At 71.6% G+C, this 12,202-nt stretch carries 10 protein-coding genes, 1 tRNA gene and 1 pseudogene; 5 read left to right on the top strand and 7 right to left on the bottom strand.

Annotated elements, in window-relative coordinates:
* The first annotated feature begins 17 nt into the window (after positions 1–17).
* Positions 18–662 (top strand): TetR/AcrR family transcriptional regulator, encoded by a 645-nt coding sequence (locus JSX79_RS11940; protein WP_071295960.1) that lies wholly within the window; start codon positions 18–20, stop codon positions 660–662.
* A gap of 44 nt (positions 663–706) precedes the next feature.
* Positions 707–779 (top strand) — tRNA-Thr (locus tag JSX79_RS11935).
* Positions 780–917: 138 nt separating this feature from the next.
* Here JSX79_RS11935 and JSX79_RS11930 read toward each other — a convergent pair.
* Positions 918–2,597: an HAD family acid phosphatase gene (locus JSX79_RS11930; RefSeq protein ID WP_229086444.1), complete on the bottom strand. Its 1,680-nt coding sequence runs from the start codon at positions 2,595–2,597 to the stop codon at positions 918–920.
* A gap of 168 nt (positions 2,598–2,765) precedes the next feature.
* Here JSX79_RS11930 and JSX79_RS11925 point away from each other — a divergent pair, with 168 nt between their 5' ends.
* The 3 genes from JSX79_RS11925 (at position 2,766) to JSX79_RS11915 (ending at position 5,983) form a co-directional block, all read left to right on the top strand.
* A complete protein-coding gene (locus tag JSX79_RS11925) occupies positions 2,766–3,746 on the top strand; it encodes a Gfo/Idh/MocA family protein (RefSeq protein WP_229086443.1) in 981 nt (326 codons plus the stop codon).
* A gap of 99 nt (positions 3,747–3,845) precedes the next feature.
* Positions 3,846–5,339, top strand: a complete 1,494-nt coding sequence (gene dacB / locus JSX79_RS11920) for a D-alanyl-D-alanine carboxypeptidase/D-alanyl-D-alanine-endopeptidase (protein WP_229086442.1) — start codon at positions 3,846–3,848, stop codon at positions 5,337–5,339.
* Between the two features lie 23 nt (positions 5,340–5,362).
* On the top strand, positions 5,363–5,983 hold the full coding sequence (locus tag JSX79_RS11915; RefSeq protein WP_229086441.1) for an isochorismatase family protein: 621 nt from the start codon (positions 5,363–5,365) through the stop codon (positions 5,981–5,983).
* Positions 5,984–6,022: 39 nt separating this feature from the next.
* Here JSX79_RS11915 and JSX79_RS11910 read toward each other — a convergent pair whose 3' ends face one another.
* From JSX79_RS11910 to JSX79_RS11885, 6 genes and pseudogenes are all read right to left on the bottom strand, one after another.
* Entirely contained in the window at positions 6,023–7,843 is a 1,821-nt protein-coding gene (locus JSX79_RS11910) for an ABC transporter ATP-binding protein (RefSeq protein ID WP_070418422.1), read from the bottom strand.
* A gap of 7 nt (positions 7,844–7,850) precedes the next feature.
* Positions 7,851–8,066 carry a hypothetical protein gene (locus tag JSX79_RS11905; RefSeq protein WP_022907338.1) on the bottom strand — a complete coding sequence of 72 codons (216 nt, stop codon included), beginning with the start codon at positions 8,064–8,066 and terminating at the stop codon, positions 7,851–7,853.
* Positions 8,067–8,174: 108 nt separating this feature from the next.
* Positions 8,175–9,587: an MFS transporter gene (locus JSX79_RS11900; RefSeq protein ID WP_070418423.1), complete on the bottom strand. Its 1,413-nt coding sequence runs from the start codon at positions 9,585–9,587 to the stop codon at positions 8,175–8,177.
* Between the two features lie 216 nt (positions 9,588–9,803).
* Positions 9,804–10,430: pseudogene (gene ribA, locus JSX79_RS11895) on the bottom strand (GTP cyclohydrolase II); the annotation flags it as partial.
* A 29-nt stretch (positions 10,431–10,459) separates the two neighbouring features.
* Positions 10,460–11,512, bottom strand: a complete 1,053-nt coding sequence (ribD, locus tag JSX79_RS11890; RefSeq protein WP_229086470.1) for a bifunctional diaminohydroxyphosphoribosylaminopyrimidine deaminase/5-amino-6-(5-phosphoribosylamino)uracil reductase RibD — start codon at positions 11,510–11,512, stop codon at positions 10,460–10,462.
* 90 nt (positions 11,513–11,602) lie between these two features.
* Positions 11,603–12,202 carry a GNAT family N-acetyltransferase gene (locus JSX79_RS11885; protein WP_229086440.1) on the bottom strand — a complete coding sequence of 200 codons (600 nt, stop codon included), beginning with the start codon at positions 12,200–12,202 and terminating at the stop codon, positions 11,603–11,605.

The following is a 12,202-nucleotide window of genomic DNA, read 5'->3' as shown; positions in this document are numbered from 1 at the left end:
CATGGGACAATCACCGCATGTCCGACGCAGAACCCGGCCTGCGCGAGCGGAAGCGCCGCGCCACCCGACTCGCGATCCAGCAGGCCGCGCTCCGCATCGCGATCGAGGAGGGGCTCGCGGCGGTGACGGTCGACGAGATCTCGCGGCGTGCGGACGTGTCGCCGCGGACGTTCTTCAACTACTTCCCGAACAAGGAAGGCGCGATCCTCGGCGACGATCCCACGCTGCCGGACGACGACACCCTCGCGGACTTCGTGGCCGGTGGGCCGACGGGCGACCTGCTGGCCGACCTCGGGGCGTTGCTCGTGCACTCGACGCGCGAACTCATCGAGGAGCGTGGGCTGATCGAGGAGCGGCAGCAGGTGCTCCGCGCCGCGCCGGAGCTCTTCAGTCGGCGGATGGAGTCGATGAAGGAGTTCCAGGCGGCGATCGAGGGGGCCATCGTGGCGCGCTTCGCGGCGGCTGCGGACGGAGCTCCGGACGCCTCCGGCGAGACCCCGGAGCGGCGTCGTCGGGCGCGGCTGGCGTCCCTCGTGGCGTTGGCTGCGCTGCGGCACGCGTGGTGGGAGTGGTCGGACGCGGGGTCGGACACCCACCTCGTCGACGAGCTCGAACGGTCGTTCGCCGACCTCGACGCGCTCGTTTCGCGTTCGCTCGTCTGAACCTGTATAGTCGTGTCCCGTGCCGCTCCGGCAACGGAGCGTCCGCCGCCTTAGCTCAGTCGGCAGAGCGATTCACTCGTAATGAATAGGTCGTCGGTTCGATTCCGACAGGCGGCTCCGAGAAGCCCCGGTCAGACAGTGTCTGACCGGGGCTTTCTGCTTCCCGACCCGGGCGCCGGGCCCGAGCCGGGCGCCGGGGGCCGGGCGCCGGGCCCGAGCCGGGCCAGGTGCCTGCGCGCCCGGCCCGACCCGGCCTCAGGGCAGGTAGTACGTCGGGTTCGGCAGCTTCACGCTCCGGTCCGCCGACCCACCGAGCAGGTCGCTGTACTGGTCGCCGAAGTTCGCCACCACGTCGTAGCGCCCACCCGAGCGCGACTCGATGTGCGCACGGGTCTGCGACTTGTACTCGACGGTGGTGCACTTCGCCGTGGCGCAGGTGATGTACGACGGCTGCTGCGAGGCCCCGACGCCCGTCCACTTCGTGTAGTACGTCTGCGTGCCGCGCTGCGTCGCCGCGAACTGCGGGTAGCCGACCTTCTGCAGGTTCTCGATCGGGGCGGTCTTCTGGTCGTCGTTGCGCCCGGTGAGCCCGATGATCGTGCAGCCGGAGCGCTGGGCGATCGACACGAGCGAGGTCATCGACGGGGTGGCAGGGAAGCGCTCGTCCTGCACCCACTCGTCCTGGCGGGCGGGATCGAAGACGAAGTGCATGTCGGCGACCTCCATGTCGTAGGTCCACAGGGTGGTGTCGTCGGCGTCGAGCACGATGGCGGGGTTGCGGTGGAGCTTCCGGCCGACGGCGCACTGAGCGGCGACGACGGGAGCCTGCTTCCGGACGATGGACCGCATCTCGCGGATGTACGGGGAGTCGGTGCGGTTGGCGAGGCCCGTGCCGGGGTCGCCGTAGTACGTCGCGATGGTCGACTTCACCGAGTCGATGTTCGGGATGCCCTCGCCGCTCTGGGTGGCGCCGGAGGAGCCGTCCGCGGCCATGGTGAAGTGCGTGCGGGGCGTCAGCCGCGGCTCGGACACGCCGGGCAGGTCGGCCGAGGGAAGGTAGTAGGTCGGGTTCGGCAGCTTCACCGAGCGGTCGGCGTACCCGCCCTGCAGGTCGCTCCACTGGTCACCGACGTTGAGCGTGATGTCGTAGCCGAGGTCCTGCTCGATGTGCTTCCGCGTGAGCGCCTTGTACTCGACGGTCGTGCACTTCGCCGTGGCACAGGTGATGTACGACGGCTGCTGGGACGCACCGACTCCGGTCCACTTCGTGAAGAAGCGGTCCTGGGCGAACGCGGTGTAGCCGACCTTCGACAGGTTCTGGACGGTGGCGGCCTTCTGGTCGTCGTTCCGACCGGTGAGTCCGAAGACCGTGAACCCGAGCGACTGCGCCCGGTTCACGAAGCCGACCATCGACGGCGTCGCGGGGAAGCGCTCGTCCTGCACCCACTCGTCCTGGCGGGCCGGGTCGAACACGAAGTGCATGTCCGCGACCTCCATGTCGTAGGTCCACAGCGTCGTGTCGTCGGCGTCGAGGACGATCGCGGGCTTCTCGCCGCGACGGACCGCGGCGTCGTGGATGCGCTGCAGCTGGGCGCTCTGCCGGTCGACGATGGACCGCATCTCGCGGATGTAGGGGGAGTCGGTGCGGTTGGCGAGTCCGGTGCCGGGGTCGCCGTAGTACGTCGCGATGGTCTTCTTGACCGAGTCGATGTTCGGGATGCCCTCGCCGCCCTGGCTCGCGCCGGAGGAACCGTCGGCCGCCATCGTGAACTGCGTCCGGGGCTGCAGTCCCGCGTCGGCCGAGTGTCCCGGCGGTGCCCAGCCGTGTCCGGGCGATCCCCAGCCGTGCGCGGTCGCCGGGGTGACACCGACGAGGGTCGAGGTGATGACGATGGCCGCGCTCGTGGCGACGACGGACAGGACGGATCGGCGCATGGAGGACCTGATCGCTTTCTGCTGGGGGAGCGGCCGTCGGACGCGACCGCGGGACCCCCGTTCAGGGGGTGCAGCAGCACGCTAGCTGGCAATCACCAGTGCAGTCCATACCAAGGTGCTGCGGGCGGACCGCGGTGTGCCGACCGTGGCCCCTGGTAGACAGGTCCCATGACGGTTCGCTGGGGAGTCATCGGTACGGGCGGCATCGCACGGTCCTTCGTGGGCGACTGCACGGCCGCGGGGGTCGAGTTCGTCGCGGTCGGCAGCCGGACGCTCGCGAGCGCCGAGACGTTCGCGGCCGAGTTCGGGATCCCGCGGGCGCACGGCTCGTACGAGGACCTCGTCGCCGACGACGGCGTCGACGCCGTGTACGTCGCGACACCGCACTCGCGGCACGCGGCGGACGCACTGCTCGCCATCGAGGCCGGCAAGCACGTCCTCGTCGAGAAGGCCTTCACGATCACGGCGGACGAGGCCCGCCTGGTGGTCGACGCCGCCCGGCGCGCCGACGTCGCCGTCATGGAGGCGATGTGGACGCGCTTCCTCCCGCAGATGTCGATGATCCGCGAGCTCGTGGCCGAGGGCCGCATCGGGCGGGTCCGGCTCGTCGAGGCGACCCACCACCAGGCGCTGCCGTCCGACCCGGCACACCGGTTGAACGACCCGGCACTCGGCGGTGGCGCGATGCTCGACCTCGGCATCTACCCGATCTCCTTCGCGGTCGACGTCCTCGGCCTCCCCACGTCGGTCGTCGCCGCGGGCACCCTGAGCGAGCAGGGCGTCGACACCCAGATGGGCCTGGTGCTGACGCACGAGGGCGGGACGCAGTCGATGCTCCACTTCGGGCTCGACCTCCGCAGTCCGAACACCGCGTCGGTCATCGGCGAGGACGGCCGCATCGACCTGGACTCGACGTGGTTCACGCCGACGACCTGGCGGCTCCGCGACCGCGACGGGAACGTCGTCGAGGAGTTCGACGGGCGTGAGGAGCTCACCGGCTACGCGCACGAGGTCCGCGCGTTCGAGTCGATGGTCGAGTCCGGCACCCACGAGGGCGGCCCGATGGACCCCGAGGAGACGGTCGCGATCATGGCCCTCATGGACGAGGCTCGCCGACAGGTCGGCGTCCGGTACCCGGCCGACGGCTGACGCGACCGACCGACGGCTGACGTCCGGCAGGGCGCGGAACGTCCGGATCCGGAAAGTGGGCCTGGAGGCTCCTCCCGCAGTTCCGTAGGATCGTTCGCGATGTCCGACCAGCAGCCTTCACCGCGCGGCGTCGCGGACCGCCTCCGCGACGCGCGCACCGCCGTCCGCGCCTCGTTCGCCCGCCGCCCGGTGCCGTGGATCGCGGGTGGCCTCGCGACCGTGCTCGTGCTCGGGTCCGGCGGTGCCGTGGCCGTGGCGGCGGCGACGATGCCGACCCCGACGACCACGGCGGCCGCGACGGCGTCCGCTACCGCGTCGAGCAGCCCGGCACCGACGACGGCCGCCCCCACCCCGACACCGACGCCGAGCGGCCGCACGGTGCCGGACGACGCCGCGGGCCCCTCCGCCCTCCGGACCTGCACGATCACGAACGCCGCCTCGGCGAGCGGCCTCGGCGCGTTCGAGGGGTACGTCATGAACGCGAAGACCGGCGAGGTGCTGTTCTCGCGCAACGGTGACGAGGCCGCACAGACCGGCAGCGTGATGAAGACCCTGACGACGGCGACCGCGCTGGCCGTCCTCGGCGGCGACCACCGCATCCCGACCACCGTGACGAAGGAGTCCGGCGGTGCGATCGCCCTCGTCGGCCACGGCGACGCCACGCTCTCGGCAGGCGGAGCGACGGTGTACCCGGGCGCCCCGACGCTCGCGCAGCTCGCCCAGCAGGTGAAGGCGAAGCTCGGCACCACCCCGGTGACGACGATCGTCACGGACGACACGTACTGGAACGACGCCGACGCCTGGGACCCCACCTGGCCGGTGAGCGAGCGGACGATCGGCTACCAGCCGAACGTCACGGCGCTCATGGTCGACGGTGACCGCGCGAACCCCGGCGCCCAGACGTCGCCGCGCTCCACCGACCCGGTCGGTCGCGCCGGCGACCTGTTCCGCACGGCCCTCGCGAACGCCGGGGTCGCCGGTGCGGGGAACGCGCAGATCGTCAAACGTGCCACGACCAGCACGGACACGATCGCCACGGTCTCCTCGCAGCCGGTGTCGACGCTCATCGGGCAGATGATCCCGAACTCGGACAACACCCTCGCCGAGATGCTCGCGCGGATCTCGTCGAAGGAGTCCGGCTCGGACGGCTCCGCAGCCTCGCTCACCGCCGTGTACCAGGCGGCCCTGAAGTCGTACGGCGTCGACCCGGCCGGCATCGTCATCAAGGACGGCTCGGGGGAGAGCGCCGCGAACGCCGTGTCGCCGAACTTCGTCGCGCACCTCATGGTGCAGGTCGCCGCCGGTGCGAAGGGCCTCGGGACGCTCGCGAACGCCCTGCCGGTGTCCGGGCAGTCCGGCACGCTGGCCAGTCGGTTCACCGGGGCGAACGCGGTCGCCCGGGGCAAGGTGCACGCGAAGACCGGGTGGATCGACAGCGCGAACACCCTCGGCGGCTACATCGACGCGGCCGACGGCACCCGGCTGACGTTCGCCTTCTACGCGATCGGGTCCTCGCGGGCCGCGGCGCTGCCCGCACTCGACGGGGTGACGGCGGCGACGTACTCGTGCGGGAGCAGGCTCACCGGCTCCTGAGGCCGCGGGTGTTGGATGGACCCATGTCCAGGGCACTCCTCGTCGTCGACGTCCAGAACGACTTCACCGAGGGCGGTGCCCTCGGTGTGACCGGCGGGGACGACCTCGCGCGACGCATCACCGCGTTCCTCGGTCGGCACGCCGACGAGTACGACCTCATCGTCGGCTCCCGCGACTGGCACCACGGCGACGACGACAACGGCGGCCACTTCGCCGGTCCCGAGGGTCCGGACTACGAGACGACCTGGCCGGTGCACTGCGTCGCCGGGACCGCGGGGGCCGAGTACCACCCGCGGCTCGACACCGCTCCGATCGACGTGCACGTCTTCAAGGGGCAGGGCACGCCGGACTACTCGGCGTTCCAGGCGCGCACCGAGGACGGCGTCCCGCTGCCCGAGGTCATGGCCGAGCACCGCGTCGTCACGATCGACGTGGTCGGCATCGCCACCGACCACTGCGTGCGGGCATCGGCGCTCGACGCCCGGGCTGCGGGATACGACGTCGCCGTCTACGACGACCTCGTGGTCGGGGTGGACGACGCCCGCAGCGCGCGGGCGCTCGACGAGATCCGCGCCGCAGGTGGGCACGTCGACCACAGCGACATGGACGAGGGACTGGCGAACCCCGACGGCGCGCTCCTCTGACCCCAGCGCGCGGAAGTCGGGCGGTGGCCCTCCGCGGCTTCAGACGAGCAGCTGGTGCTTCGCCAGGTCGCGGTAGAGCGGCGTCGACTCGACGAGTTCCGAGTGGGTCCCGACGCCGACGACCCGGCCGTGCTCGAGCACGACGATCACGTCCGAGTCCACCACCGTGGACAGCCGGTGCGCGATCACGAGCAGCGTGCGGTCCTCGGCCACGGCGTCGATCGCGAGGCGCATCTTCTGCTCGTTGACGCCGTCGAGCGACGAGGTGGACTCGTCGAGCAGCAGGATCGGCGGAGCGGCGAGGAGTGCCCGGGCGATCGCGAGCCGCTGCCGTTCACCGCCGGAGAGCATGACGCCGTCCTCGCCGACCTGGGCGTCGAGGCCGCGGGGGTCGCGGTGCAGGACCTCGCCGAGGTTGACGGCCTCGAGCACGCGGACGCAGTCGTCCTCGGTGGCGTCCGGTGAACCGAGCAGCAGGTTCGCCCGGATCGTGCCGGCGAGCACCGGAGCGTCCTGTTCGACGTACCCGATCTGCGCGCGCAGCTCGGCGCGGTCGAGGCCACGGACGTCGACGCCGCCGAGCCGGATGACGCCGTCGGTCGGGTCGTAGAACCGTTCGATGAGGGCGAGCGTGGTCGACTTGCCCGCGCCGGACGGACCGACGAGTGCGACGCGTGACCCGCGGGGGACCCGGAAGGACACGTCGTGCAGCACCACGTCGTCGGAGGCGGTGTCGTCGTCGACGGCCGGCTCGGCGCCGTCCGCACCGGAGGCCTGGGCCGGACGCGCGTACCGGAACGACACGTGTTCGAAGGCGATCGCGTCGTCGCTCTCCACCGCGGCGGCGACGCGGACGGCCTGGTCGTCCTGCGCCTCGGTCGGGAGGTGCAGGATCTCCTCGATCCGGCCGAGCGCACCGAGCGCCTGGGCGACGGCGACGGCAGCGCCCATGGCCTGGCCGAGCGGCATGATCATCATGAAGAGCAGCAGGATGAACGTGATGAGCGTCGCGATCGTGATGGTGCCGGCTGCGACCTGCGCACCACCGACGCCGAGGACGGCGATGAACGCGACCTGCATGACGATGCTCGCGACGGGGACGACGAACGCCGACATCCGCGCGATGTCGAGGCCACGACGGTAGGCCTCGGTCGCGTGGCCGTCGACCTCGTGCACCTCGCGCTCGGTGGCACCGGCGGCACGGATCGTGCGGACGGCACCGATGCCGCGTTCGACCGCCGCGGTGAGGTCGCCGACCTTCTCCTGCGCACGCTTCGACGCGACGCGGATGCGGCGGCTGAGCCCGCCGACGACGACGATCGCGACGAGCACGATGACGACGACGATGCCGAGGAGCAGCGGGTCGATGACGGCCATCGCGATGATCGCGCCGATGAACGTCAGGGCGCCGCCGATCGACTCGATGAGGCCCTGCGTCAGCACGGCGCGCAGCAGTGTCGTGTCGCTGCCGACGCGGGAGACGAGGTCGCCGGTGCGGCGCGTGTCGAACTCGGAGATCGGCAGGTTGAGGATGCGCGCGATGAGCTTCCGCCGGGTGGACAGGACGACGCCTTCACCCGCGCGCTGCAGCAGGAAGTGCTGCACACCGTTGAGGACGCCCGCGACGATGACGAGTCCGACGAGCAGCCAGACGAGGGTGCTCAGCGTGTTGCCGTGCTGGACGGCGGTGATGACCTGGTTGACGAGCAGCGGCTGCGCGAGGGACGCACCGGCACCGAGGACGCTCAGCACGATGATGACGACCATCGCGGGCTTGTTCTCGAACAGGTAGCTCAGCAGTCGGCCGAACGTGGCGCGGGGACCGTCGGTCTTCTTGGGTCTGGCGAAGGGGGAGCTCATCGTGTTCCTAGTTTCTGCCGTACTTCTTGTGCACTGCCTGGCGGCTGACGCCGAGCAGCGTCGCGATCTCCTGCCACGAGGCGCCGGCGTTCCGGGCACGTCGGGCCGCGAGTTCCTCGGTCCGGTCGAGCTCACGACGGAGTTCGCGCACGCTGGCGAGGGCGGAGAACGGGTCGTCTCCGGCTGCACCGGCGGCGAGGCTCGTGATGGTCGGTCGGTCCACGCGCGTCAACCTACATTGACGCACCGATGGATGTCAACCCGGGTTGACGACGGACGGGAGGCGCGGTGCCAGCCGGCACCGCGCCTCCCGTCTGCGCAGGTGGTCGCGTCAGGCGCGCGCGTCCACCGGTGCTGCGTCCGGTTCACCGGCGGTGTCCGCCGCGTCGAGCGCGGCGCTCTTCGTCTCACGGATGAAGAACAGGGCGACGAGCGTCACGACCGCGGCGATCGTGAGGTAGAGCCCGACCAGGAAGATGTTGCCGTCCGGCTGCCACAGCGCGAGCGCGATGGTCGGAGCGAGCGAGGCGCCGAGGATCGACGCGACGTTGTAGGCGATCGCCGAACCCGTGTACCGCACGTTCGTCGGGAAGAGCTCCGGCAGGAGAGCGCCCATCGGACCGAACGTCAGGCCCATCAGCGACAGTCCCACGATCAGGAACGTCACCACCGTGATCGGACCGGTCGACGCGGCGAACCAGAACTGGAACGTCAGGCCGAAGAGCGCGATGCCGATCGTGGTCGGGATGAGCGTGCGACGACGGCCGAACTTGTCGGCCAGGATGCCTGCGATCGGCGTGAAGATGCCGAAGAACACGACGCCGATCATGAGCAGCGTGAGGAACTCGCCACGGGTGTAGCCGAGGCCGATCTTCGGGACGAGGGGGCCGGCCTCGGCGCCCGTGGTGCCGTAGGACAGCGTGAACGTCGTCATGAAGTAGAAGAGGACGTAGGTCGCGACCATGCCGAAGGTGCCGACGATCACGGCGCGCCACGAGGTGCGGAACACCCGGCCGAGCGGGACCTTGGCGACCGAACCGGACTCCTGGACGCCGCGGAACACCGTCGACTCGACGAGCTTGAACCGCACGTAGAGGCCCACGATCACCAGGACGGCCGACAGCAGGAACGGGAGTCGCCAGCCCCAGGCCTGGAAGTCCGGGTTCGGGGTGCCGTCGGCGCCGGCGGGCATCGCCGCGTTGATCGCGATGAACAGGCCGTTGGCGAGCAGGAAGCCGATCGGGGCGCCGAGCTGCGGCATCGAGCCGAACACCCCGCGCTTGCCCTTCGGGGCGTTCTCGGTCGCGAGCAGTGCCGCGCCCGACCACTCGCCACCGAGCCCGACGCCCTGGGCGAAGCGCATCACCGCGAGGAGCACCGGCGCCCAGATGCCGATCGAGTCGAACGTCGGCAGGCAGCCGATGAGGAACGTCGCGGTGCCCATCACGAGCAGGGACGCCACGAGGGTCGCCTTGCGGCCGACGCGGTCGCCGAAGTGGCCGAAGATGATCGACCCGACCGGGCGGGCGAAGAACGCGAGGGCGAACGTGACGAACGAGGACAGCTGCGATGCCGTCGGGTCCTCGTTCGGGAAGAAGAGCGTCGGGAAGACGAGGACCGCGGCGGTCGCGTAGACGTAGAAGTCGTAGAACTCGATGGAGGTGCCGACGAGGCTGGCGATCACGACGCGGGAGCGCGGGTTGCCTGCGGTCTTCGGGGATGCGGGTGCCGGTGCGGCGGACATGGGGTGAGGAGACTCCGTGGATGACGCTCGGGGGGAGCGCAGCGGTGTTCCGGACGGCGGACACCGATCGGTTCGCGCGGGGTGGCGCGGGCACTGATCGGGTGCGTTCGGTTCGTGGTGGTGTACCGCTTGTGACGGGGCCACCATCGTACGACAGATGTCGTGAACCTGCGAATCCGCTGGATCGTGGCCGGGTCGGGCCGGGCCGGCGCTCGGTCAGGCCAGCGGGCTGCCCGCTTCGAGGTGCGCGGGGAGCTGGTGCCCCATCCGGTCGCGCTTCGTGTCGAGGTACGCCGCGTTCTGCGCGGAGACGCCGACGACCAGCGGCACCAGGCTCTCCACCGTGATGCCGTGCTCCTCGAGCTGGCGACGCTTCTCGGGGTTGTTCGACAGGAGGCGGACGGTGGTGATGCCGAGGTCGGCGAGGATGCCGGCCGCGCCGCCGTACGCCCGCGAGTCGGCGGGGAGACCGAGCGCGAGGTTCGCGTCGAGCGTGTCGAGGCCGTCCTCCTGCAGGCGGTAGGCCTTGAGCTTGTTGATGAGACCGATGCCGCGGCCCTCTTGCCCGCGGAGGTAGATCACGACGCCGCCCTCGGCCGCGATCGTGTCGAGCGCGGCGTCGAGCTGCGGGCCGCACTCGCACTTGAGGGACCCGAACGCCTCGCCCGTCAGGCACTCCGAGTGCACCCGGACGAGGGCGCCGTCGCGCGGTGCTGCGCCGTCCGGGCCGGTGGCGATGATCGCGACGTGCTCGGCGCTCGTCACGAGGTCGCGGTACGCGCGCATCTCGAACGTGCCGTGCGTGGTCGGGACGTTCGTCGACACCTCGAACTGGACCGGGCTCCCGGGGGTGGGGGAGGTGAGTGCATCGGTCATGTGGTGCTCCGGTCGTTCTGGGGCCCCGCGATCCCGGGCTCGGCGGCCGCCGGCCGGGGTGCGCGGTGGGGTCGTGCTCGGACCAGCAGGTCGGGGCCGAGGCTGGTGGTCGATAGTACGTCCAACCGCCGACGCTCGCCGATGCTTCCCACACCGACGTCACCGAGGGCGACACGGGGGCCGCCGAGCAGGACGGGCGCGAGGTAGACGAGGTACTCGTCCACCAGACCGGCCGCGATGAGCGCCGAGGCGACGGTGGGCCCGCCCTCGACGAACACCGAGTGCACGCCGTGGTCCCGCAGTGCGTGGAGCGAGGCGGCGAGGTCGTGGCCGGACAGCGCCAGCAGGGAGCGAGGGTGGCGGCGGACCGCGGCGTCGTCCGGGACCGGCCGGTCGCCGAACACCACCGGGACGGGCTGGTCGGCGAGGAGTTCGCCGGCGTCGCCCCGCGCGGTGAGGCTCGGGTCGTCGGCGAGGACCGTGCCCGTCCCGACGAGGATCGCGTCGTGCGCGGCGCGCTGTTCGTGGACGTGCTGGCGTGCGGCCGCACCGGTGATCCACTGGCTCGTGCCGTCGGCCGCCGCGGCCCGGCCGTCGAGGCTCGACGCCCACTTCACCGTCACCCACGGGCGTCCGAGGCGCACCGAGAGGAGCCAGCGCTCGAGGAAGTCCTCGACCTCGTCGGCGAGGACGCCCGAGACGACGTCGACTCCGCCGGACCGGAGTCGCTCGGCACCCCCGTGGGCTGCCGGCCCGGGGTCGTCGACGGCGTACACGACGCGGCCGATCCCCGCTTCGAGCAGGGCGACGGCGCACGGACCGGTGCGTCCGGTGTGGTTGCAGGGTTCGAGGGTGACGACGGCGGTCGCGCCGACCAGGTGTGCGGGGTCGACCTTCGACATCGCGTCGACCTCGGCGTGCGGGGTACCGGCGCCCTTGTGCCAGCCCTCGGCGAGGACCGCTCCGTCGGGGGAGAGGATCACGGCGCCGACGCGGACGTGGTCACCGACCGCGGGGCCGAGGGCCGCGAGCTCGAGGCCACGGCGCATCGCACGGAGCTCGGCCGGCGAGACCGAGGGGTGCGCTGCGGGGGAAGCCGCGGAGTCCGACGGCCGAGGGGTGACGGTCACGGTCCGAGACTATCCGCGAACGGTCGGTGACGCGTCATCCGGGCGTGCCGTCGTCGTCTCGGCCGGCCACGGCAGGTCGGACGCGGAAGCGCCGTCGGCCCGCCGGAGCCCCTTCCACGCCGTCGTCGGAGCGCCGTCCCGCCCGGGGATGAGCGCGTCGCCGGTGCCGGTGTACGAGAACCCCGCGGCACGGGCGACCGAGGCCGAGGCGGTGTTGCCGACGTAGCACTCCCAGTACACGTCCGGCGCACCCTGCGCGAAGGCCCAGTCGAGCACGAGGCCGACGGCGTCGTGCATCAGCCCGGCGCCGCGTGCGGAGGGTGCGAGCCAGAAGCCGAGGTCCCGCCGCGCCGTGCGGTACCCGATGATCCCCTCGAGCCAGGTGGACCCCGTCCGACGGATCGCCCAGGTGTACTCGCGGTCGGAGGCCCACCCCGGACCGACGAGCGCGTCGACGAAGGTCGTGGCGTCCCGGGCGGTGTACGGCGTGGGGATCGTCGTCCAGCGCACGATGTCCGGGTCTTGGCAGGCCTCGGTGATCGCCGTCGCGTCCGCCCGGGTGGGCACGTCGAGGTGCACCCGGGCGGACGACAGCGTGACGGGGCGCAC

The sequence above is a fragment of the Curtobacterium sp. GD1 genome, from assembly GCF_020882855.1.
Classification (GTDB): Bacteria; Actinomycetota; Actinomycetes; order Actinomycetales; family Microbacteriaceae; genus Curtobacterium.
This window is presented reverse-complemented; position numbering and strand designations above follow the sequence as displayed.

Excerpts from the sequence above, each read along its gene's own strand:
- JSX79_RS11940 (WP_071295960.1), top strand. The coding sequence starts at position 18 with ATGTCCGACGCAGAACCCGGCCTGCGCGAGCGGAAGCGCCGCGCCACC.
- JSX79_RS11930 (WP_229086444.1), bottom strand. The coding sequence starts at position 2,597 with ATGCGCCGATCCGTCCTGTCCGTCGTCGCCACGAGCGCGGCCATCGTC.
- JSX79_RS11925 (WP_229086443.1), top strand. The coding sequence starts at position 2,766 with ATGACGGTTCGCTGGGGAGTCATCGGTACGGGCGGCATCGCACGGTCC.
- dacB (WP_229086442.1), top strand. The coding sequence starts at position 3,846 with ATGTCCGACCAGCAGCCTTCACCGCGCGGCGTCGCGGACCGCCTCCGC.
- JSX79_RS11915 (WP_229086441.1), top strand. The coding sequence starts at position 5,363 with ATGTCCAGGGCACTCCTCGTCGTCGACGTCCAGAACGACTTCACCGAG.
- JSX79_RS11910 (WP_070418422.1), bottom strand. The coding sequence starts at position 7,843 with ATGAGCTCCCCCTTCGCCAGACCCAAGAAGACCGACGGTCCCCGCGCC.
- JSX79_RS11900 (WP_070418423.1), bottom strand. The coding sequence starts at position 9,587 with ATGTCCGCCGCACCGGCACCCGCATCCCCGAAGACCGCAGGCAACCCG.
- ribD (WP_229086470.1), bottom strand. The coding sequence starts at position 11,512 with ATGCGCCGTGGCCTCGAGCTCGCGGCCCTCGGCCCCGCGGTCGGTGAC.